This is a genomic window from Agromyces mediolanus, from assembly GCF_014648575.1.
Lineage (GTDB): Bacteria > Actinomycetota > Actinomycetes > Actinomycetales > Microbacteriaceae > Agromyces > Agromyces mediolanus.
On record NZ_BMRJ01000005.1, the window covers coordinates 1 to 22,382 of the forward strand.

Consider the following 22,382-nt stretch of genomic DNA (forward strand, 5'->3'; position numbering starts at 1 on the left):
CATCAAGGGCAAGGGCTCGAGCGACTGGAGCTACTCCTGGGTGCCCGTCGTCGGCCCGATCATCGGCGGCGTCCTCGCCGGCTGGGCGGCCATCTTCGCCCTGCCGCTCCTCGGTTGAACCCCTCGGGGCCGTCCTCTCGGAGGGCGGCCCCGAGTCGTTCCGACCGCCTGAACCTCAGCACCACCACGACGGCGACCGCCCGAGGGCGGACGCGAGAGGAGCCATTCCATGGCCGACTACATCCTGTCGATCGATCAGGGCACCACGAGCACCCGGGCGATCATCTTCGACAAGTCCGGCTCGATCGTCTCGACCGGGCAGCTCGAGCACGAGCAGATCTTCCCCAAGGCCGGCTGGGTCGAGCACGACCCCATGGAGATCTGGAACAACACCCGCGAGGTCATCGGCCAGGCGCTCGGCAAAGCGGATCTGACCCGCCACGACATCGCCGCGGTCGGCATCACCAACCAGCGCGAGACCGCCGTCGTCTGGGACAAGAACACGGGACAGCCCGTCTACAACGCCATCGTCTGGCAGGACACCCGCACCCAGAGCATCGTCGACCGCCTCGCCGCGGACGGCGGCGTCGAGCGCTTCAAGCAGGACGTGGGGCTCCCGCTCGCCACCTACTTCTCGGGGACGAAGATCGTCTGGATCCTGGAGAACGTCGAAGGCGCCCGCGAGAAGGCCGAGGCCGGGGATCTGCTGTTCGGCACCACCGACTGCTGGGTGCTGTGGAACCTCACCGGCGGTGCCGACGGTGGCGTGCACGCCACCGATGTCACCAACGCCAGCCGCACCCTCTTCATGGACCTCGAGACGCTGAGCTGGCGCGACGACATCCTCGAGGCGTTCGGCGTGCCCCGCTCGATGCTCCCCGAGATCAAGAGTTCGTCCGAGGTCTACGGGACCGTCGAACCGTCGAGCCTCCTCCGCGAGGTGCCGGTGGCCGGCATCCTGGGCGACCAGCAGGCGGCCACCTTCGGCCAGGCGGCGTTCGACCCGGGCGAGTCGAAGAACACCTACGGCACGGGCAACTTCCTGATCTTCAACACGGGCACCGAGATCGTGCACTCGAAGAACGGGCTGCTCACCACGCTCGGGTACAAGCTCGGCGACGACGAACCGCACTACGCGCTCGAGGGCTCGATCGCGGTCACCGGCTCGCTCATCCAGTGGCTGCGCGACAACCTCGGCCTCATCTCCAGCGCACCCGAGGTCGAGGAGCTCGCCAAGAGCGTCGAGGACAACGGCGGTGCGTACTTCGTGCCCGCGTTCTCGGGCCTGTTCGCCCCCTACTGGCGACCGGATGCCCGCGGCGCGCTCGTCGGCCTCACCCGGTACGTCAACAAGGGGCACATCGCCCGCGCCGCGCTCGAGGCGACCGCCTTCCAGACCCGCGAGGTGCTGGACGCCGTGAACGCGGACTCCGGGGTCGAGCTCAGCGAGCTGAAAGTGGACGGCGGCATGATCGCGAACAACACGCTCATGCAGTTCCAGGCGGACATCCTGGGTGTTCCCGTGGTGCGGCCGGTGGTCGCGGAGACGACCGCGCTCGGCGCGGCCTACGCCGCGGGCCTCGCGGTCGGCTTCTGGTCGGGGCTCGACGATCTCCGCGCCAACTGGCAGGAGGACCGCCGCTGGGAGCCGGAGATGGACGCCGAGGAGCGCGAGCGCGAGCTGCGGCTCTGGAAGAAGGCCGTCTCGAAGACCCTCGACTGGGTCGACGAGGACGTGCGCTGACGGCGGTCGCCCCGCGCGATCGGGAAGGACGACGGATGCCCCGCACGCTCGTGCGGGGCATCCTCGCGTCCGCCGGTCGCGACCGGCTCAGCGCTGGGTCGCCGCGACCCACTCGCCGAGCTTGCGCGCCGCGGCTCCGGAGTCGATCGCCTCCTCGGCGACCGCCATCTTGTCCCGGAAGCGATCGATGATCGCGCGCTGCACCTGGGCGGGGTCCTTGGCCAACTCGAACGAGACGAGTCCCGCTGCGGCGTTCAGCACGACGATGTCGCGGATCGGGCCGCGCTCCCCCGCGAACACGCGGTGCACGATCTCCGCGTTGTGCGCCGCGTCGCCGCCCACCAGGGCGCTGATGTCGGCGCGCGGGATACCGAGATCGCGCGGGTCGAGGTCGTGCTCCTTCACCGTGCCCCGCGAGACCTCCCAGATGTGCGAGTGGCCCGTCGTCGTGAGTTCGTCTAGGCCGTCGTCGCCGCGGAACACGAGGGCGGTCGCCCCGCGCGTCTGGAACACGCCGACGATAAGAGGCACGCGATCGAGGTGCGCGACGCCGACCGCGGATGCCTCGGGCCGAGCCGGATTGCAGAGCGGGCCGAGGAAGTTGAACACGGTGGGCACGCCGAGCTGCGAGCGCACCGGGCCGGCGTGCCGGAACCCGGGATGGAACGCGCCGGCGAAGGCGAAGGTGATGCCGGACTCGCCGAGCACCTCGGCGACGCGCTCGGCGGGCAGCGAGAGGTCGATGCCGAGCGCGGCCAGCACGTCGGACGAGCCCGAGGCGCTGCTCGCGGCGCGGTTGCCGTGCTTCACCACCGGGACGCCGGCCGACGCGGCGATGACCGATGCCATCGTCGAAACGTTGACCGTGCCGAAGCGATCGCCGCCGGTGCCGACGATGTCGAGCGCCATGGGGTCGACCTGGAGCGGCAGCGCGTGCTCGAGGATGGCGTCCCGGAAGCCGACGATCTCGTCGACGGTCTCGCCCTTGACCCGCAGCGCGACGAGGAATCCCGCGAGCTGCGCCTCCCCCGCCTGGCCGGTCATGACCTGCTCCATGCACCACGCTGCGTCCGACACGCTGAGGTCCTCGCCCTCCAGGAGGGAGCTGATGATCGCGGGCCAGGTGCGTTGAGCCGTCATGGCTTCGATCCTACTGGCGCGGATTCACGGTGAATTCCCGGCGATCCCGCAGCGCAACTGAGGGTGACCTTACTTCAATGGACGGACACGGCTTGCCCTCCTGACGAAAACTCAGCGCTGGTTTCAGCCATAATGGAGGGGTGACGAGCACCTCTATCACTCCTCAGGCGAGCATGCCCGTGATCAATCGGCCCAACACCGTGGCGGTGGGGACGATCGTCTGGCTCGGCAGCGAGGTCATGTTCTTCGCTGGCCTCTTCGCTATCTACTTCACGCTGCGGTCGACTTCGCCCGAGCTCTGGACGTTCGAGGCGGGTCGCCTGAACTTCCCGTTCGCGCTGACGAACACGATCATCCTCGTGCTGTCCAGCTTCACGTGCCAGTTCGGCGTCTTCGCCGCCGAGCGCATGCAGCCGTACATGACCGGCGCCTGGTACAACCCGCTCAAGTGGGGCATGGTCGAGTGGTTCTTCCTCACCTACGCCATGGGCGCGGTGTTCGTCGCCGGCCAGATCTGGGAGTACGCCCAGCTCGTCAGCGAGGGCATCGCCATCGACTCGAACGCCTACGGTTCGGCGTTCTACCTCACCACCGGCTTCCACGGCCTCCACGTGACCGGCGGTCTCATCGCGTTCCTGCTCGTCATCGGCCGGGTCTTCGCGGTCAAGAACTTCGGCCACAAGGAGGCGACGAGCGCCATCGTCGTCTCCTACTACTGGCACTTCGTCGATGTGGTCTGGATCGGCCTCTTCCTCGTCATCTACGTGCTCAAGTGATGATCCCGAAGCGCCGACGCAGTATGTCCGAGAACAGAAAGAGCCCTATGAACCGCCAGAAGCGACGCACCGGCCGCCGGCACCCGCTCGCCACCGTCGCACTTCTCGCCCTGGGTCTGGTCTTCACCGGCGGCGCCTACGCGGCGTTCAGCACCGGCACGGCCCAGGCCGAGTCCAGCGCGAACTCGCAGCAGACGATCGACGAGGGCAAGAAGCTCTTCCAGGCGAACTGCGCCACCTGCCACGGCCTCGAGGCGCAGGGCACCACGGAGGGCCCGAGCCTCATCGGCGTCGGCGCGGCCGCCGTCGACTTCCAGGTCGGCACGGGGCGCATGCCCATGCAGATGCAGGGCCCGCAGGCGCAGCAGAAGCCGGTCCAGTTCACCGATGAGCAGGTCAAGCAGCTCGCCTACTACGTCGCCTCGCTCGGCCCCGGCCCGGACATCCCCGCCGACCACCTCACCAACGGCGGCGGCGACGCCGCGAACGGTGCGGAGCTCTTCCGCATCAACTGCGCCATGTGCCACAACGTGGCCGGCGCGGGCGGTGCGCTCACCGAGGGCAAGTTCGCTCCCCCGCTGACGGACGTCTCGGGCGTGCACATCTACGAGGCCATGGTCACCGGCCCGCAGAACATGCCGGTGTTCAACGACATGAACATCTCGCCCGAGGACAAGCGCGACATCATCACGTACCTCAAGTACGTGCAGGACAACCGCTCGCCCGGCGGCTTCGAGCTCGGCTCGATCGGCCCGGTCGCAGAGGGTCTGTTCATCTGGATCTTCGGTCTCGGCTCGCTGGTCGCGATCACCGTGTGGATCACGGCCAAGTCCAACTGACGCACCCCGGCATCGAAGAAGCTTCACAAAGGAGAACCATGGCTCAGGACGACCACAGCGGCACGGAGATCGCCGCTGCCGACTCGTCGCACGCCGCGCCCGCCGCTTCGCCGGGCACCGCGCTCATCGCCCAGGATGCGTTCGAGAACCCGGGCTTCCCGCCCCACCGTCCGCGCGTCACCGACGAGGACCCGAAGCGCGAGAAGCGCGCCCAGCGCACGGTGTACACGCTCTTCTACCTGTCGATCGTCGGCAGCGTGTGGGCGATCGCCGCGTACATGCTCTTCCCGATGGAGTCGAACAACGTCGGCGACGTCCGGCTGAACAACCTCTTCATCGGCCTCGGCGCGACGCTCGCCCTGCTCGGCATCGGCTTCGGCGCCGTGCACTGGGCGAAGTCGCTCATGTACGACGTCGAGCTCGTCGACGAGCGCCACCCGATCGGCGGCTCGCCCGAGACGCAGGCCGCCGCGGTCAAGGTGTTCCAGGACGCCGACCGCGAGTCGGGCTTCTCCCGCCGCGCCGTGATCCGGAACAGCCTCATCGGCGCGCTCCTCGTCTTCCCGCTCCCGGCCGTCGTGCTGTTCCGCGGGCTCGCCCCGCAGGACCAGAACCCGATCGAGCTGCTCAGCCACACGATGTGGAAGAAGGGCACGCGCCTCGCGCTCGACCCCTCCGGCGCCCCGATCAAGGCGTCCGACGTCACGATGGGCAGTGCGTTCCACGTCATCCCCGAGGGCCTCCAGGACCTCGAGCACGGCAAGCTCGACGAGAAGGCGAAGGCCGCCGTCCTGCTGATGCGTCTCGACCCGAAGGACCTCAATGAGCTCCCCGAGCGCAAGGACTGGTCGTACGACGGCATCGTCGCGTACTCGAAGATCTGCACGCACGTCGGCTGCCCGGTGGCGCTCTACGAGCAGCACACCCACCACCTGCTGTGCCCCTGCCACCAGTCGCAGTTCGACGTGTCGAACCACTGCGAGGTCATCTTCGGCCCGGCCAAGCGGCCGCTGCCGCAGCTGCCGATCGCCGTCGACGACGAGGGCTACCTCATCGCGCAGAGCGACTTCACCGAACCTGTCGGCCCGAGCTTCTGGGAGCGTCATTGAGCACCGCAACCACCAACGCCCCGCAGAAGCGGTCGTTCACCGCGGCGGCGTCCGTCTACGTCAACGAACGCACGAGCATCGCGGGCTTCGTCAAGGAGCTCGGCCGCAAGGCCTTCCCCGACCACTGGTCGTTCCTGCTCGGTGAGGTCGCGCTCTTCGCCTTCGTGGTCGTGCTCATCTCGGGCACGTTCCTGACCTTCTTCTTCCAGGCCTCCATGGCCGAGGTGCACTACAACGGCTCGTACGTGCCGCTGAAGGGCGTCGAGATGTCGGTCGCCATGGCGTCGACGCTCGACATCTCCTTCGACATCCGCGGCGGCCTCTTCGTCCGCCAGATGCACCACTGGGCGGCCCTGCTGTTCGTGGCGGCCATCGGCCTGCACATGCTGCGCATCTTCTTCACGGGTGCGTTCCGCAAGCCGCGCGAGCTCAACTGGGTGATCGGCTTCGTGCTGTTCATCCTGGCCATGGCCGAGGGCTTCACCGGCTACTCGCTCCCCGACGACCTGCTCTCGGGCAACGGCCTCGCGATCATCAACGGCATGATCAAGGGCTTCCCCCTGGTCGGCACGTGGATGTCGTTCCTGCTGTTCGGCGGCGAGTTCCCGGGCACCGACATCGTCGGACGCCTCTACACGCTGCACATCCTGCTGCTGCCCGCACTCGTGGTCGCCTTCGTGGCACTGCACCTCGTGTTCGTGGTCGTGCACAAGCACACGCAGTACGCAGGCCCCGGCAAGACCCCGGGCAACGCGGTCGGCCCGCCCATCCTCCCGGTGTACGCGGCCAAGGCCGGCGGCTTCTTCTTCATCGTCTTCGGTGTGCTGGCGCTCATCGCGTCGCTGTTCACGATCAACCCGATCTGGAACTACGGCCCGTACGACCCCTCGCCCGTCTCCGCCGGTACCCAGCCCGACTGGTACATCGGCTTCGCCGACGGCGCCCTGCGACTCATCCCGCCGGGCTGGGAGTTCGTCTGGCTCGACCGCACCTGGTCCTTCAACATCCTGGTGCCCATCATCGCGATCGGCGTGTTCATCGTCCTCGCCCTGATGTACCCGTTCATCGAGGCCTGGGTGAAGGGCGACAAGCGCGAGCACCACATCGCCGACCGTCCCCGCAACGCCCCGACCCGCACCGCGATCGGCGCTGCCGGCGTCACGTTCTACGCGGGCCTCTGGGCCGCGGCGAGCTCCGACCTCCTCGCGACGCACTTCTCGCTGACCATGGAGGGCGTGATCCACGCGCTCCAGGCCGTGGTCATCCTCGGGCCGTTCGTGGCGTACTTCATCACGAAGCGCGTCTGCATCGCCCTGCAGAAGAAGGACCGCGAGATCGTGCTGCACGGCTTCGAGTCCGGCCGCATCGTGAAGCTCCCCGGTGGCGAGTTCATCGAGGTGCACGAGCCGCTCGACGAGTACGAGCGCTGGCGCCTGGTCAGCTTCGAGACCTACGAGCCGCTCATGCTGCGCCCGAACTCGCGCGGCAAGATCACCTTCGGTCAGCGCCTCCGCGCCGGCATGTCGCGCTGGTTCTTCGAGGACCGGATCGCCCCGGTCACGAAGGGCGAGCTCGAGGCCGGTCACGGCGAGCACCACTGAGCCGACCCGCTCAGCATCAGCTCGGGCACCGCATGACCATTCAGACCATGTCTGAGTGGCTGCGGTGCCCGAGCTGTTTCGCGTCGCCGCTCGAGGCGCTCCCCCCGCTGCAGCTGCGCTGCCCGAACGGGCATTCCTTCGACGCGAACAAGCGCGGCTACCTCACGGCGATCGGCGCGCCCTCCGCCGGTCTCCGCGGCGACGATGCGGCGATGCTCGACGCCCGCGACCTCGTGCACGACACCGGCTTCTTCGATCCGCTCAAGCACGAGCTCACGAGCGTACTGCGGGGCTCAGCGCCGGGTCCCGCGCCGCGCGTGCTCGACGCCGGCTGCGGCACGGGCCACTACACGACGCTCGCGCTCGAGGCGCTGTCCGGATCGAACGGCACGACACCTCGGGTGCTCGCGATGGACCTCTCCCCCGCCGCGGTCGTGCGAACCGTCCGCCGTCGGCCGGACTCCGTCGACGGCCTCGTCGCCGACACCTGGCAGCCGCTGCCGGTCCGCGACGCATCGATCGACGTCGTGCTCGACGTCTTCGCGCCGCGCAACGCGCGCGAGTTCCGGCGCATCCTGCGCCCGGGCGGGCTGCTGCTCGTCGTGGTGCCCCGACCGGAGCACCTGCGGGAACTCCGCGCCGATGGTCGCGTGCTGACCATCCCCGAAGGCAAGGCGGCCGCGCTCGTCGACGAGCTCGCTCCGAGCTTCGCGCTCCACACCGCGCGGTCCGTCGATGCGCGCTTCGTCCTCGATCAGGACGCCGCCGCTGACGGCGCTCTCGCCGCGGCCATCGTCGCGATGGGCCCGTCTGCCCATCATCGGGCCGCTGAGCCCGGAGCGGGCGCTCAGGAGCTCCCGGACGCCATCACCCTGGCGGTCGACCTGCTCGTGTTCGAGGCGGTCGGCGATGATGCCGGAGCCGGCGCAGCTCGCGAGTGACGCCGGCCAGCGGTCGGCCGCCCCGCACGAGCGGCCTGCCCTGCCGTATGCCGCCGCCGCTCACGCTCGCGCACATACGCGGAACGGCCCGGCATCCATTCGGATGCCGGGCCGTTCGAAACGCGATGCGTCAGCGGGCGAAGTTGCCCCGGTAGTACTCGTAGACCCAGCCGACGAGCGAGATCAGCACGAGCGGGACCGCGATGAACGAGATCCAGAAGCCGACCGCGAGGCCGAGGAAGCCCAGCGCCGCGGCGCCCGCGAGCACGATCGGCCACCAGCTCCACGGGCTGAAGAAGCCCAGCTCGGGGTCGCCGTCGTCGATGTTGGCGTCGAGGCGGTCCTCGGGGAGCTCAGCGCCCTGCGCCTTGTGCACGCGTCCCAGGTAGAACGCGATGAACGCGGACAGGATGGCGGCGAGTGCGATGGCGATCATGCCGGCCCACTCGGGGCCGCCGTTCACCTCGATGCCGCTCGCAGCGGTCCACACGCCATAGACGGCCGCGATGATCGCGAGGAAGACCGCGAGGATCCAGAAGAGGATGACATTCGCGCGCATTACTTGATCTCCTCCTTGGCGGCGTCGTACACCGGCGCCTCAGGGGCGTCCTTCGCGGGTCCGATGCCGACGGGCACGCCCGCCTCCGGGTGGTTGAGGTCGAACGCCGGGCGCTCCGAACGGATGCGCGGGATCGACGTGAAGTTGTGCCGCGGCGGCGGGCAGCTGGTGGCCCACTCGAGCGATCCGCCGTAGCCCCACGGGTCGTTGACCGTGACCTTCGGAGCCTTCCGCGCCGTGACGTACACGTTGAGGAAGAACGGGATGAGCGAGATCGCCAGGATGCCGGCGCCGATGGTCGACAGCTGGTTCATCCAGGTGATGTTGTCCTCGGGCAGGTACGAGTAGTACCGACGGGGCATGGCCACGACGCCGAGCCAGTGCTGCACCAGGAACGTGGTGTGGAAGCCGATGAACAGCAGCCAGAAGTGCCACTTGCCCAGGGTCTCGTTGAGCATCTTGCCGGTCCACTTGGGCCACCAGAAGTAGAAGCCCGCGAACATCGCGAACACGACCGTGCCGAACACGACGTAGTGGAAGTGCGCCACGACGAAGTACGTGTCGGAGACGTGGAAGTCGAGCGGCGGCGACGCGAGGATGACCCCGGTGAGGCCACCGAACACGAAGGTGATCAGGAAGCCGAGCGACCAGATGAGCGGCGTCTCGAAGGTGATCGAGCCCCGCCACATCGTGCCGACCCAGTTGAAGATCTTCACGCCCGTGGGGACGGCGATCAGCATGGTCATCAGCGCGAAGAACGGCAGCAGCACGGAGCCGGTGACGTACATGTGGTGCGCCCAGACGGTGACCGAGAGGGCCGCGATCGCGATCGTCGCGTAGATCAGGGTCTTGTACCCGAAGATCGGCTTCCGGCTGAACACCGGGAAGATCTCCGACACGATGCCGAAGAACGGCAGCGCGATGATGTACACCTCCGGGTGTCCGAAGAACCAGAACAGGTGCTGCCAGAGGATGACACCGCCGTTGGCCGGGTCGTAGATGTGCGCGCCGAAGACGCGGTCGGCACCGGCGGCGAGGATCGCCGCGGCGAGGACCGGGAACGCCATCAGGATGAGGATCGAGGTGACGAGCGTGTTCCAGGTGAAGATCGGCATGCGGAACATGGTCATGCCGGGCGCGCGCATCGTGACGATCGTCGTGATGAAGTTCACCGCACCGAGGATCGTGCCGAAGCCGGAGAGGCCGAGGCCCAGCATCCACAGGTTGCCGCCGACGCCCGGCGAGAACGTCGTCGAGGCGAGCGGCTGATAGGCGAACCAGCCGAACGAGGCCGCACCCTGCGGGGTGAAGAAGCCGGCGACCGCCATCAGCGAACCGAAGTTGAACAGCCAGTAGGCGAAGGCGTTCAGACGCGGGAACGCCACGTCGGGGGCGCCGATCTGCAGCGGCATGAGCACGTTCGCGAAGCCCGCGAAGAGCGGGGTGGCGAACATCAGCAGCATGATCGTGCCGTGCATCGTGAACAGCTGGTTGTACTGCTCACGCGTCTGGATGATCTCCAGGCCCGGCTCGAACAGCTGGGCGCGGATGATCAGCGCCATCACGCCGCCGATGCAGAAGTAGATGAACGAGGTGATCAGGTACATGTACCCGATGACCTTGTGGTCGGTCGAGGTGATCCACTTGACGAGGATGTTCCCCTTGCGCTCCACCTTCGAAGCGCCGAACGGCAGGCTCGACGACTGCGGTCGAGCCGGTGCGGTCGTGGTGCTCATTCGGCTTCGTGCTCCTCTTTCAGTTCGGGCGCGCCCGTGCCGGGCAGGTTCAGGTTCCGGTCGTACTCGTTCGACAGCTGGCCCTCCTGGCCGGCGTCGCGGAGCGACTGGATGTAGTCGTCGTACTCGGCCTGCGAGACGACCTCGACGTTGAAGAGCATGAGCGAGTGGTACTCGCCGCAGAGCTCGGCGCACTTGCCGGCGTAGGTGCCCTCGCGCTCGGGGACGAACGACATGTAGTTCGTCTTGCCCGGGTACATGTCCTTCTTGTAGAGGAAGTCGACGACCCAGAAGGAGTGGATGACGTCGCGCGACTCGAGCTCGAGCTCGACGTTGGCGCCCACCGGCAGGTAGAGCGTCGGCAGTGCGGCCTGGTCGACCGAGCCGGCGGGGCCGCTCGCGTCGAGCTGCGCCTGGATGCCGGGCGAGTACACGTCTTCGTTGACGTAGTTGAAGTCCCAGGCCCACTGCTTGGCGATGACCTCGACCTTGACGTCGACCTCGTCGGCGGTGAACCGCTTCTCGATCTCGGCCTGGTCACGCGCCGTGAAGGCGAAGAAGCCCAGCACGAGGATGAGCGGCACGATCGTGTAGAACACCTCGATCGGCATGTTGTACCGCAGCTGGACGGGCAGACCGGTCTGACCCTTGCGGCGACGGTAGGCGATGACCGCCCAGATCGTGAGGCCCCACGTGATCACACCCACGACGAGGAGCACGATCCAGGAGGTGACCCACAGACCCGAGACGCGCTCCGTGTGATTGGTCGCGGGCGACTCGCCCTCGATGAATCCGGGGAGGAATCCGTTCAGCTGCGCCTGGGTGCACCCGGCGAGGACAAGAGTGAGCGTCGCTGCGATCGGAACTGCAGCCCATCGGAGTCGGCGATTGTTGCGCACCGGAGACCTTTCGGGAGACTCGAAGGCGCTTCACAGGGAAGCGCGGTGATCGCTGTCTAGCCTACTCCGACTCCGCGGCCCGGGTGTGCACTCGACCCGGATGTCGCGATCGCAATCGCGACGATTTCCAAGTGGATCTGCGAAAAAACACGCGAGGGAGACCGCGAAGCGGTCTCCCTCGGAGCGAGTTTTCTCGGGCGGATCAGTGGAACGAGTCGCCGCAGGCGCAGCTTCCCTGCGCGTTCGGGTTGTCGATCGTGAAGCCCTGCTTCTGGATCGTGTCCTCGAAGTCGATGGTCGAGCCGTCGAGGTAGGGGACGCTCATCTTGTCGACGATGACCTCGACGCCCTCGAAGTCGACGACCGCGTCGCCGTCGAGCATGCGCTCGTCGAAGTAGAGCTGGTAGATCAGGCCGGAGCACCCGCCGGGCTGCACCGCCACGCGCAGCCGGAGGTCGTCGCGACCCTCCTGCGTGAGGAGGCTGCGCACCTTGTCGGCCGCGGGCTCGCTCAGCTTGACGCCGTGCGTGGTCTCGGTGATGGTCTCGCTCATGTCACTCCTCGTGATCTCGCCGTTCTGACGACGATTGTACGTCCACTCCGTAGAGCGTCGGCTGAATGCCGGATATTCCCCGGCCCGCGGTCGAGCGACGCGGCGGGGCGCCCGCCGCGGGCCGGGAGCGGGTCAGGCCCCGCGGGCGTTCAGGCGGCCGAACAGCAGCGCCTCGCTCAGCAGGGCGCGCTTGAAGACGCCGAGGTGCAGCGACTCGTTCGGGCTGTGCGCGCGCGAGTCGGGGTCCTCGACGCCCGTGACGAGGATCTGCGCGCCCGGGAACTCCTCGACGAGCTCGGCGATGAACGGGATCGAGCCGCCGACCCCCGTGTCCACGGCGGGCTTGCCCCACGCCTCGGCCATCGCCGCCCGGGTCTCCGCGACCGCCCAGCCGCTCGTGTCCACGAGGAACGCCTGCCCGCGGTCGACGTCCTCGAAGCCGAGCTTCGCCCCGAACGGCGCGTTCGCCTCGAGATGGGCGCGGAGGGCCTCGAAGGCCTCCCCGGCGTCCTGCCCCGGCGCGATGCGGGCGCTGATGCGGACCCGCAGCGACGGGATCAGCGTGTTCGAAGCGTTGGCGACGTCCGGCGCGTCGATCCCGGTGACGGTGATCGCCGGCTGGGCCCAGATGCGGTCGAGGATCGAGCCGCGCCCGATCGGGCTGACGCCCTCGAGGAGCCCGGCCTCGGCGCGCAGCTGCGCCTCGTCGTAGGCGGGGATGTCGAGCTGCGCACTCGTGAGGCCCTCGACGGCGACGGCGCCCTCGGCATCCCACATCGTCCCGAGCATCCGGATCGCGGCGAGCATCGCGTCGGGGACGGCCCCGCCGAACATGCCGGAGTGCGAGGCGTGCGCGAGCGTCTCGACGCGGAGGTTGAACGCGACGGCGCCGCGGAGCGCGACCGTGATCGCGGGGGTGTCGATGTCCCAGTTGCCCGAGTCGGCGACGATGATCGCGTCGGCCTCGAGGAGCTCGCGGTTCTCGCGCAGGAAGTTGCCGAAGGAGCGGGAGGCCCACTCCTCCTCCCCCTCGATGAAGACCGAGAGGCCGAGGTCGAAGTCGCCGGATGCCTCGGCGAACGCCCGGATCGCGCCGATGTGCGCCATGACGCCCGCCTTGTCGTCGGCGGCGCCGCGCCCGTGCAGGCGGTCGCCGCGCTGGGTCGGCTCGAACGGCGGCGTGTCCCAGTCCTCGTCCTTGCCGGGCGGCTGCACGTCGTGGTGCGCGTAGAGCAGCACCGTGGGGCGCCCGTTGCGTGCGGCGCGACGAGCCACGATCGCGGGCTGGCCGAGCTCCGAGCCGTCCTCGACCGGCGCGCGGCGGATCTCGACGAGCTCGAACACCCCCGTCCCGCGCAGCAGCTCCGCCACGGCCTCCGCGCTCTCCGCGACGTGCGCGGGGTCGAAGGCCGGCCAGGAGACGGAAGGGATCCGGACGAGTCGGCCGAGTTCGGCGACGACGCCGGGGAAGGCCGAATCGACGGCGGCTCGGATCGCGTCCGCGTTCGGCGTCGTGGGCTCGGCGGATGCGTGGTTCGTGGGGTCGGTCATGCCGGTAATCTTAAAGGTGAACCGATTCGAGGAATCCAGTGGCCAAGCAGCAGAAGACCGAGCAGACGTCGACCGAGACGCTCGAGGAGACGCAGGAGCGTCTGAAGAGCGGCGGCAAAGGCGTCCCCACCCCGACCCGTGCCGAGCAGGAGGCCGCGCGCAAGCGGCCGCTCGTGCCATCCGACCGCAAGGAAGCGGCGAAGCAGGCCCGCGCCAAGGCCGCGGAGGCGCGCGAGCGCGCCCGCGTCGGCATGGCGATGGGCGACGACAAGTACCTTCCCGCCCGTGATCGCGGACCGCAGAAGAAGTTCGTGCGCGACTACGTCGACGCCCGCTTCAGCATCGGCGAGATCCTGATCCCGGTGATGTTCCTGGTCATCATCCTGACCTTCGTGCCGAGCGCCGAGGTGCAGGCGATCAGCATCCTCGTGCTCTGGGCGTTCTTCGCCGTCGCCGTCCTCGACTGCATCCTCCTCGGCTACCTGCTGACGAAGAAGCTCCGGGCGAAGTACGGCGACAAGGCCGAGCGCGTGCGCTGGTACGCGGCGATGCGCGCGCTGCAGCTGCGTCCGCTGCGACTCCCGAAGCCCCAGGTCAAGCGCGGCCAGTACCCCGCCTGACCCGCAGCCGCAGGGCCCCGCCTCCACGGCGGGGCCCTGCGGCGTTTCCGGGCGAGGGCGCGTCCGGCTCAGCGGGCGAACGCGCCGAGGCGGATGAGCGGAATGCGCGTCTCCTCGTCGCTCAGCGATCCGTGCTGGCCGATCATCCGTTCCGGTGCACGATTCGCCTCGCGGGCGTCGTAGTAGGCCACGCCCGCGCGGGCGGCGACGAGCAGATCGCCGATGCGGGGGCGCACGGCGTCGTCGACGCGGGCGCCGAACAGCCCGGCGTCGATCGCCTCGTCCCGGGTGAGCACCCAGGCGCGCTTCTCCTCGGCCTCCCGCCAGAGCCCGGCGACCCGCTCCCGCTCGGTGCCGGGAAAGGTGGGGTCGAACCAGAGCGCCAGGCAGCGGGGCTCTCCCCCGATGTGCCGCACCCCGTCGAGCAGGGCGGGCCGTGCGTCGATGTGCACGTGGCGGTGCTCCGGCACGTCGATCACGCCGTGGTCGGCGGTCACGAGCATGCCGACGTCGCGCGGCAGACGGGCGGCCAGCGCGGATGCCTCGGCGTCGAGCTCCTCGAGCGCGGCGAGCCAGCGGTCCGACTCCCAGCCGTGGGCGTGCGCGATCTGATCGAGCTCGGGCACGTAGAGGTAGACGAGCGAGGGCTCGGGCGCGGCGACCGCCCCGAGCGCCGCGGCGAAGCGTTCGGCGATGCTCGTGCCCGAGCGGTACTCCGCACCGCGCAGCACCGCCCGGGTGTACCCGCTCGTGGCGTACCGCGGGGCGCCGACCGCGATCGGGCGGACGCCGAGCTCACCGGCGCGTTCGAAGAGGGTCGCGCTGCGCTGCCAGTCGGCGGGGAGCTGTCCGTGCTCCCAGCCGTTCAGCTGGTTCGCCAGCACGTCGCGCGAGGGTTCGAGCGTGCGATAGCCGACCAGGCCGTGCTCGCCAGGCATGACCCCGGTCGCGAACGAGGCGATGGCGGCGGCCGTCGTCGAGGGGAAGACGGTGCGGATCACGTCGCGCTTCGCCATCCGTCCGGCGAGGAATCGCGCGTGGCCGGCGCGCGCCTGCAGGTTCGCCGCGCCGAGGCCGTCGACGAGGAGGACGAGCGCGGAGCGCACGGGCGGCAGATCGAACCCGCCCCCGCCCCCGGAGACGGCCGCGAGCGAACTCGCCAGCACCCCGGCAAGCCGCGGGGTCGTGTCGTCGGGCACCGGTAGCATGGCAGGCATCGCGCCCAGTCTGACACAGGCCGGGCGCGCCCCAGTTGCCTCGCGCGCGAGCGCCTCGACCGAGATTGACGGATGACCCGAGCACCCCACGACCCCGAGCAGCCGCCCATCGCCGAGCGCATCGAAGACGTCGACGTCGCCGCCGAGATGCAGGGGTCCTTCCTCGAGTACGCGTACTCGGTCATCTACTCGCGCGCCCTTCCCGACGCCCGCGACGGCATGAAGCCCGTGCAGCGGCGCATCCTCTACATGATGAGCGACATGGGCCTGCGGCCCGACCGCGGGCACGTGAAGTCGGCCCGCGTCGTCGGCGAGGTCATGGGCAAGCTGCACCCGCACGGCGACTCGGCGATCTACGACGCCCTGGTGCGCCTCGCCCAGCCGTTCACCCTGCGGGTCCCGCTCGTCGACGGGCACGGCAACTTCGGCTCGCTCGACGACGGCCCGGCCGCCGCTCGCTACACCGAGGCGCGCCTCGCTCCCCCGGCGATGTCGATGACCGAGAGCCTCGACGAGGATGTCGTCGACTTCGTCCCGAACTACGACAACAGCCACCAGCAGCCCGAGGTGCTGCCCGCCGCCATCCCGAACCTGTTGGTGAACGGCGCGAGCGGCATCGCGGTCGGCATGGCGACGAACATGGCGCCGCACAATCTCGTCGAGGTCGTGCACGCCGCCCGCCATCTGCTCGAACACCCCGACGCCGGCCTCGACGAGCTCATGGAGTTCGTGCCCGGCCCCGACTTCCCCTCCGGCGGCACCATCGTCGGCCTCGCCGGCATCCGCGACGCCTACGCCACCGGCCGCGGCTCGTTCAAGACCCGCGCACGGGTCAGCGTGGAGCAGCTCACCGCCCGCAAGGCGGGCCTCGTCGTCACCGAGCTCCCCTACCTCGTGGGCCCCGAGAAGGTCATCGAGAAGATCAAGGACGGCGTCAACGCCAAGAAGATCACGGGCATCTCCGACGTCACCGACCTCACCGACCGCAAGCGCGGAATGCGGCTCGTCATCGGCATCAAGACCGGCTTCAACCCGCAGGCGGTGCTCGAGCAGCTCTACCGGCTCACCCCGCTCGAGGACTCGTTCAACATCAACAACGTCGCCCTCGTCGACGGCCAGCCGCAGACGCTCGGCCTCCGAGAGCTGCTGCTCGTCTACATCGGGCACCGCATCCGCGTGGTCACCCGGCGCAGCGAGTTCCGCCTCGCCCGCCGTCGCGAACGGCTGCACCTCGTCGAAGGCCTGCTCATCGCGATCCTCGACATCGACGAGGTCATCCAGGTCATCCGCACGAGCGACGACACCGACCAGGCCCGGCACCGCCTGCAGGACGTCTTCGACCTCAGCCAGCTGCAGGCCGAGTACATCCTCGAGCTGCGCCTGCGCCGGCTCACCAAGTTCTCCCGCATCGAGCTCGAGGCCGAGCGCGACAAGCTGCAGGCCGAGATCGCCGAGCTCGAGGAACTGCTCGGCAGCGAGGCCCGCATCCGGGCGCTCGTCTCCGAGGAGCTCGAGCAGGTCGCCGAGCTCTACGGCACCCCGCGGCGCACCCTCCTCACCGAGGCGAAGGCCCTCCCCGCCGGGGCCTCGCGCAAGGCCGTCGCCGCCTCGCTCGAGCACGCCGACGTGCCGTGCCGCGTCTTCCTGAGCGTGACCGGCCGCATCGCCCGCGTCGACCGCCCGGAGGGCGAGGACATCCTCGCGATCACCGTGCCCGCCCGACGCAGCAAGCACGACGCCGTGGCCTCGACGCTCGACACCACGAGCCGCACCGAGATCGGGGCGATCACCTCGAAGGGACGCCTCGTCCGCTTCTCGCCGCTCGACCTGCCCACCCTGCCGGCGAACTCCGTGCAGCTGGGTGCCGGCGTCCGCATCGCCGACTACCTCGCGCTCAGCGACCGCGCCGAGCGCGTGCTCGCGATCGTGTCGCTCACGAGCGAGCAGCCGATCGCGCTCGGCACGAAGCAGGGCATCGTGAAGCGCGTGGCGCCCGGCGGGTATTCGAACCGTCCCGACTTCGAGGTGATCTCGCTGAAGCCCGGCGACGAGGTCGTCGGCGCGGTGCAGAGCGGTGACGACGCCGAGCTCGTCTTCATCGCGAGCGACGCGCAGCTGCTGCACTTCCCCGCGTCCTCGGTGCGCCCGCAGGGCTGCCCCGCCGGCGGCATGGCCGGCATGAAGCTGTCGGCCGGCGCACGGGTGCTCTCGTTCACCGCGCTCACGCCGGCCGAGCTCGAGTCGACGGTCGTCGTCACGATCGCGGCGACGAGCGACACGCTGCTCGGCGCCGACCCGGGTGCCGCGAAGGTGTCGACGTTCGACGAGTTCCCCGGCAAGGGGCGGGCGACGGGCGGCGTGCGCGCGCAGCGCTTCCTGAAGGGGCAGGACGCCCTCACGGTCGCGTGGGCCGGGCCCGAGCCGGCGTACGCCCTCGGCGCCGACGGCTCGGTGCGCGCCCTGCCCGAGGCCGGGGCGAAGCGCGACGCCTCCGGCGTGCAGCTCGACGCGGTCGTCAGCGCCGTGGGCCGCCGGATCGGCTGAGCCGCCCGGTGCCTCGGGCGCGCGCCGGACCGCCTGCAGCGCCCGGGCTCGGGTTCGAGCGCGGGCGCGTGAGCGGGTTCAGGCGTCGATACGCTCGCGGCTGAGGCCCGTGGCGCTGTCGACGATGAACTCCTTGCGCGGCGCGACCTCGTTGCCCATCAGCAGCTCGAACACGCGCCCGGCGTTCTCGGCATCGGCGAGGTTCACCCGGCGGAGCGTACGGTGCTGGCGGTCCATCGTGGTGGACGCGAGCTGCTCGGCATCCATCTCGCCGAGGCCCTTGTAGCGCTGAATCGGGTCCTGGTATTTCTTGTTCTGCCGCTTGAGCGTCGCGAGCACGCCGTTCAGCTCGGCCTCGGAGTAGGTGTAGATCGTCTCGTTCGGCTTCGAGCCCGGGTTCTGCACGACGATGCGGTGCAGCGGCGGCACCGCGGCGAACACCCGTCCCTCTTCGATCATGGGCCGCATGTAGCGGAAGAAGAGGGTGAGCAGCAGCGTGCGGATGTGCGCGCCGTCGACGTCGGCGTCGCTCATGATGATGACCTTGCCGTAGCGGGCGGCCGAGAGGTCGAAGGTGCGACCCGAGCCGGCGCCGATCGTCTGGATGATCGCCGCGCACTCGGCGTTGCCGAGCATGTCGGCCACGGAGGCCTTCTGCACGTTCAGGATCTTGCCCCGGATCGGCAGCAGCGCCTGGTGCTCGCTGTCGCGCGCGAGCTTCGCGGTGCCGAGCGCGGAGTCGCCCTCGACGATGAACAGCTCGCTCTGCGCGACGTCGCTCGAGCGGCAGTCGGCGAGCTTCGCCGGCAGCGAGGAGCTCTCGAGCGCGTTCTTGCGGCGCTGGGTCTCTTTGTGCGTGCGCGCCGAGATGCGCGCCTTCATCTCGGAGACGATCTTCTCGAGCACGAGCGAGGTCTGGGCCTTGTCGTCGCGCTTCGTCGAGGCGAAGCGCTCGCCGAGTTGCTTGGTGATGACCGAGGAGACGATGGCGCGCACGGCGGGCGTGCCGAGGATCTCCTTCGTCTGGCCCTCGAACTGCGGCTCAGGCAGGCGCACGGTGAGCACCGCGGTGAGGCCGGCGAGGATGTCGTCCTTCTCGAGCTTGTCGTTGCCGACCTTGAGCCGCCGGGCGTTCTGCTCGACCTGCGAGCGGAGCAGCTTCAGCAGGCCCTGCTCGAAGCCGGCGAGGTGGGTGCCGCCCTTCGGCGTGGCGATGATGTTCACGAAGCTGCGGACGACCGTGTCGTAGCCGGTGCCCCAGCGCAGCGCGACGTCGACCTCGCAGCTGCGCTCGACCTCGGTCGGGATCATCGCCCCGCCCTCGGAGAGCACCGGCACCGTCTCGGTGAAGCGCCCCTCGCCCGTCAGCCGCCAGATCTCGGTGACCGGCCCGTCGGTGGCGAGGTGCTCGACGAACTCGGAGATGCCGCCCTCGAAGTGGAAGCGGTGCGTCTCGGGCGCCTCGCCGCGCTCGTCGACGACAGTGAGCCCGAGGCCGGGCACGAGGAAGGCGGTCTGCCGGGCGCGACCGAGGAGCTCCTCGATCTGGAAGCTCGCGCCCTTCGTGAAGATCTGCGGGTCGGCCCAGTAGCGCACGCGCGTGCCGGTGACGCCCTTCTTCACCTTGCCGACGGCGTCGAGTGAGCTCGACTGCTCGAAGGGGGTGAACGGGGCGTCGGGAGAGGGCGTGCCCCCGTCTGCGAAGCGACCCGGCTCGCCCCGGTGGAACGACATCGCCCAGGTCTTGCCGTCGCGGTCGACCTCGACGTCGAGGCGCGAGGAGAGCGCGTTGACGACCGACGCGCCGACGCCGTGCAGACCGCCCGAGGCGGCGTACGAGCCGGAGCCGAACTTGCCGCCCGCGTGGAGCTTCGTGAACACCACCTCGACGCCCGTGAGCCCCGTCTTGGGCTCGACGTCGATCGGAATGCCTCGCGCCTGGTCGCGCACCTCGACGCTCTCGTCGGCGTGCAGCACCACCTCGATCTCACGGCCGTGGCCGGCGAGCGCCTCGTCGACCGAGTTGTCGATGATCTCCCACAGGCAGTGCATGAGCCCTCGGGAGTCGGTCGACCCGATGTACATGCCGGGTCGCTTGCGCACGGCCTCGAGGCCCTCGAGCACGGAGAGATGGCGGGCGGAGTAATCGGAGCTCACGTCGGTCAAGCCTAGTGACCGGGACCGACAGTGCTGCGCAGCCACTGCGCTCTCAGCGAAATGCCCGGCGATACGGAAGGAACCCCGCGCGCCCCGTGTTTTGATTGATGAACACGGAAGTCAGCGCGTGAACGAAGGAGGAGCTATGACCCAGCAGACCGAGGCGAACGATGCGGTCGACGTCGAGCGTACCTACGAGCTCACCGCGCTCGATCGATGCGACGCATGCGGCGCCCAGGCGTACATCCGCGTGGTCGTCGCGAACGGCGAGCTCCTGTTCTGCGCCCACCACGGCCGCAAGCACCAGGAGAAGCTCTCGCAGATCGCGCAGAGCTGGCACGACGAGTCCGACCGGCTCCTCGTCGACGCTCGCGACTGAGTCCGACCGACTTCGCGAAACGCCCCGGCTCCGGCCGGGGCGTTTCGTCGTTCAGGCCGAGGACTCGACGTCGAGGCCGGCGGCGCGGAGCTGCGCGGCGCGGGCGGCTGCGGCGTAGGCGTCGACGGTGACGGCACGCTCCCCCGGCGCATAGCCGATGCCGCGGCGCTCGGCCATGATCCGAAGCAGCGCGTCGGCGAAGGCCGGGTTCTTCGCGAGCACCGGCCCGTGCAGATGGGTGCCGATCACGGAACCCATGATGACGCCCTCCTGGCCCGAGTCGCGCCCGTTGCCCTCACCGGCCCGCAGTCGCCCGAGCGGCGAGGCTTCGGCGCCGACGTAGGCGCGGGCGTGGTTCTCGAAGCCCACGAGCTGCCCGAAGCGCGGCGTGCTGACGACGATGTCGCCGGTCACTCGACCGTCGCGCGGGACGGCGCGCCCCGGCAGGATGCCGAGCCCCTCGAGCGAGCTGCCGTCGCGGTGCTCGACGCCCCAGCTGAGCAGCTCCCAGCCCGTGCCGACGGCGAGGATCGGGATGCCCTCGGTGCCCCAGCGGCGGAGTTCGTCGTGCATCGTGCGCAGCGCATCGCGGCTGCGCTCGAGCGAGGCGTCGCTGCCCGAGCCGAGCACGATCGCGTCGATCTCGCCCGGCAGCTCCGACGCGCGCTCGACCAGGACGGTGCGGGCGGCGATGCCGGCCCACTCCGCCCGCGTCTCGAGCACGGTCGCGTTCTGCGCGTCGCCGTTCGTGTTCTGCGTGCCGGGCAGCAGGGAGACGATCGTGAAGGTCATTCCGCCTCCGTGAGTCCGAGGTGGGCCCGGGTCCTGCGCATCGAGTCGGCCGTGAAGACGATCGTCTTCACCCCGTTGCCCGGTGCCGGCGCGGCCAGGAAGTCGTCGAGCGCGCGGCCGAGCTCGGGCTCGACCCGGTCGATCGCGACGCCGTCGTAGGCGAGCATCAGTGCGGCCTCGGCCGCCTTCGAGCCGCTGACGATGGAGACCCGGCCGAGCGAGGACGCGTCGACCGGCCAGAAGTACGAGGGGTCGCGCACGTCCGAGCCGATCGCGAAGAGGATCTGCTCGGTGCCCGCAGGGATCGCATCGATGTTCAGCTGGTAGCTCGCGGGATTCTGCACGAGCACGAAGTCCACGTCCTGCTCGCGGATGCGCACCCGCTCGCCACGGCCGAACACCGGGGGGATGCTCGACAGCGCCGCCGACGCGGTCTCGGGTGAGAAGCGCTCGCCGAGCACCGCGCGCGCCGTCGCGTAGGCGGCGGCCGCGTCGACCGCGTAGTGGATGCCTCGGGCAGGCAAGCCGATCGGACGCTCGACGCCTCCGTCGAGGAGCACCGCCGATGCACCGTCGACTCGGGCCACGACGACGCCCTCGGCCGGATCGAGGCGCGCCTCGCTCGTCTCGGTGTTGCCGAGCCCGCGCGGTGCGGCGGCGAGGACCTCGGCCGAGACGCCGAAGCGTCGCACCGCGACCCCGGGCGCGACCCGTGCGGCGAGCCGCTCGAGGTAGGCGTCGTCGGCGTTCAGCACGACGGCTTCGCCGGCACGTGCGGCGATCCGCGCCAGCATCCCGGCGACCATCTCCGAATCGTGGAAGCGGTCGATCTGATCGACCATGACGTTCGTGAGCGCCACGACCCTCGCATCGACGCCCTGCATGACGAGCGCGCCGTGGCCCTCGTCCATCTCGAGCACCGCGACGTCGCCGGGAACCCGGCCGCGCCAATCCGCCTGCTCGAGAAGCGCGGAGGTGAGCCCCTGGCTGATGTTCGCGGTGGACGGGTTCGTGAAGATCGAGACCTCGTGGGCGCGGAGGATCGCGACGAGCATCTTCGTCGTCGTGGACTTGCCGCTCGATCCGGAGACGACGACGAGCCCCTGCGGGAAGCCCGACAGCGTGCGCTTGAGGTACCTGGGCGCGATGCGGTTGACGATCAGCCCCGGGATCGCGGAGCCGCCGCCCGGCTTCCTCAGCCGGGCGGCGATCCGAACGAGCTTGC

19 protein-coding genes are annotated in these 22,382 nt (G+C 69.6%); 9 read left to right on the top strand and 10 right to left on the bottom strand.

The window, feature by feature from the left end; genetic code table 11:
* Positions 1–229 precede the first annotated feature (229 nt).
* Entirely contained in the window at positions 230–1,744 is a 1,515-nt protein-coding gene (gene glpK, locus IEY71_RS15960; protein WP_189086376.1) for a glycerol kinase GlpK, read from the top strand.
* An 87-nt stretch (positions 1,745–1,831) separates the two neighbouring features.
* Here the strand turns inward: glpK and trpD are convergent, their stop codons facing one another.
* On the bottom strand, positions 1,832–2,884 hold the full coding sequence (gene trpD / locus IEY71_RS15965) for an anthranilate phosphoribosyltransferase (RefSeq protein WP_189086377.1): 1,053 nt from the start codon (positions 2,882–2,884) through the stop codon (positions 1,832–1,834).
* A gap of 173 nt (positions 2,885–3,057) precedes the next feature.
* On the opposite strand from trpD, the gene ctaE reads away from it, so the two are divergent.
* The 5 genes from ctaE to IEY71_RS15990 are packed head-to-tail and all read left to right on the top strand — an operon-like array spanning position 3,058 to position 8,150.
* Entirely contained in the window at positions 3,058–3,660 is a 603-nt protein-coding gene (ctaE, locus tag IEY71_RS15970; protein ID WP_189086519.1) for an aa3-type cytochrome oxidase subunit III, read from the top strand.
* Positions 3,661–3,707: 47 nt separating this feature from the next.
* On the top strand, positions 3,708–4,499 hold the full coding sequence (gene qcrC / locus IEY71_RS15975) for a cytochrome bc1 complex diheme cytochrome c subunit (protein ID WP_189086378.1): 792 nt from the start codon (positions 3,708–3,710) through the stop codon (positions 4,497–4,499).
* Between the two features lie 38 nt (positions 4,500–4,537).
* Positions 4,538–5,608, top strand: coding sequence for a cytochrome bc1 complex Rieske iron-sulfur subunit (gene qcrA / locus IEY71_RS15980; RefSeq protein ID WP_189086379.1), 1,071 nt, complete (start codon positions 4,538–4,540; stop codon positions 5,606–5,608).
* Entirely contained in the window at positions 5,605–7,209 is a 1,605-nt protein-coding gene (gene qcrB, locus IEY71_RS15985; RefSeq protein WP_189086380.1) for a cytochrome bc1 complex cytochrome b subunit, read from the top strand. Before qcrA ends, qcrB begins: the two co-directional genes overlap by 4 nt.
* A 47-nt stretch (positions 7,210–7,256) precedes the next feature.
* Complete coding sequence (locus IEY71_RS15990; protein WP_229781804.1) at positions 7,257–8,150, top strand: methyltransferase domain-containing protein; 894 nt, start codon at positions 7,257–7,259, stop codon at positions 8,148–8,150.
* A 130-nt stretch (positions 8,151–8,280) separates the two neighbouring features.
* Here the strand turns inward: IEY71_RS15990 and IEY71_RS15995 are convergent, their stop codons facing one another.
* The 5 genes from IEY71_RS15995 to IEY71_RS16015 all read right to left on the bottom strand — a co-directional run bounded on the left by IEY71_RS15995 (position 8,281) and on the right by IEY71_RS16015 (position 13,448).
* Positions 8,281–8,709 carry a cytochrome c oxidase subunit 4 gene (locus IEY71_RS15995; RefSeq protein WP_189086382.1) on the bottom strand — a complete coding sequence of 143 codons (429 nt, stop codon included), beginning with the start codon at positions 8,707–8,709 and terminating at the stop codon, positions 8,281–8,283.
* Positions 8,709–10,445 (bottom strand): aa3-type cytochrome oxidase subunit I, encoded by a 1,737-nt coding sequence (ctaD, locus tag IEY71_RS16000; RefSeq protein WP_189086383.1) that lies wholly within the window; start codon positions 10,443–10,445, stop codon positions 8,709–8,711. Before ctaD ends, IEY71_RS15995 begins: the two co-directional genes overlap by 1 nt.
* Positions 10,442–11,344, bottom strand: coding sequence for an aa3-type cytochrome oxidase subunit II (gene ctaC, locus IEY71_RS16005; RefSeq protein ID WP_189086384.1), 903 nt, complete (start codon positions 11,342–11,344; stop codon positions 10,442–10,444). Before ctaC ends, ctaD begins: the two co-directional genes overlap by 4 nt.
* A gap of 202 nt (positions 11,345–11,546) precedes the next feature.
* Positions 11,547–11,897, bottom strand: coding sequence for an iron-sulfur cluster insertion protein ErpA (erpA, locus tag IEY71_RS16010; protein WP_189086385.1), 351 nt, complete (start codon positions 11,895–11,897; stop codon positions 11,547–11,549).
* Between the two features lie 132 nt (positions 11,898–12,029).
* A complete protein-coding gene (locus IEY71_RS16015) occupies positions 12,030–13,448 on the bottom strand; it encodes a dipeptidase (RefSeq protein ID WP_189086386.1) in 1,419 nt (472 codons plus the stop codon).
* A 38-nt stretch (positions 13,449–13,486) separates the two neighbouring features.
* Here IEY71_RS16015 and IEY71_RS16020 point away from each other — a divergent pair, with 38 nt between their 5' ends.
* Complete coding sequence (locus IEY71_RS16020) at positions 13,487–14,068, top strand: DUF3043 domain-containing protein (RefSeq protein WP_189086387.1); 582 nt, start codon at positions 13,487–13,489, stop codon at positions 14,066–14,068.
* A gap of 68 nt (positions 14,069–14,136) precedes the next feature.
* Here IEY71_RS16020 and IEY71_RS16025 read toward each other — a convergent pair whose 3' ends face one another.
* Complete coding sequence (locus IEY71_RS16025) at positions 14,137–15,285, bottom strand: alkaline phosphatase family protein (protein WP_229781805.1); 1,149 nt, start codon at positions 15,283–15,285, stop codon at positions 14,137–14,139.
* A 72-nt stretch (positions 15,286–15,357) separates the two neighbouring features.
* Here IEY71_RS16025 and IEY71_RS16030 point away from each other — a divergent pair, with 72 nt between their 5' ends.
* Complete coding sequence (locus IEY71_RS16030) at positions 15,358–17,829, top strand: DNA gyrase/topoisomerase IV subunit A (RefSeq protein ID WP_189086388.1); 2,472 nt, start codon at positions 15,358–15,360, stop codon at positions 17,827–17,829.
* Positions 17,830–17,907: 78 nt separating this feature from the next.
* Here IEY71_RS16030 and IEY71_RS16035 read toward each other — a convergent pair whose 3' ends face one another.
* The gene (locus tag IEY71_RS16035; RefSeq protein ID WP_189086389.1) at positions 17,908–19,986 is read right to left on the bottom strand and encodes a DNA gyrase/topoisomerase IV subunit B; all 2,079 of its coding nucleotides are present in this window, start codon (positions 19,984–19,986) and stop codon (positions 17,908–17,910) included.
* A 145-nt stretch (positions 19,987–20,131) separates the two neighbouring features.
* On the opposite strand from IEY71_RS16035, the gene IEY71_RS16040 reads away from it, so the two are divergent.
* Positions 20,132–20,365: a DUF7455 domain-containing protein gene (locus tag IEY71_RS16040; RefSeq protein WP_189086390.1), complete on the top strand. Its 234-nt coding sequence runs from the start codon at positions 20,132–20,134 to the stop codon at positions 20,363–20,365.
* Between the two features lie 51 nt (positions 20,366–20,416).
* Here the strand turns inward: IEY71_RS16040 and IEY71_RS16045 are convergent, their stop codons facing one another.
* Together IEY71_RS16045 and IEY71_RS16050 are read right to left on the bottom strand one after the other, a co-directional pair.
* Positions 20,417–21,157, bottom strand: coding sequence for a type 1 glutamine amidotransferase (locus IEY71_RS16045; RefSeq protein WP_189086391.1), 741 nt, complete (start codon positions 21,155–21,157; stop codon positions 20,417–20,419).
* On the bottom strand, positions 21,154–22,382 hold a 1,229-nt coding region (locus IEY71_RS16050; protein ID WP_189086392.1), incomplete at its 5' end, for a Mur ligase family protein. The genes IEY71_RS16045 and IEY71_RS16050, both read right to left, overlap by 4 nt.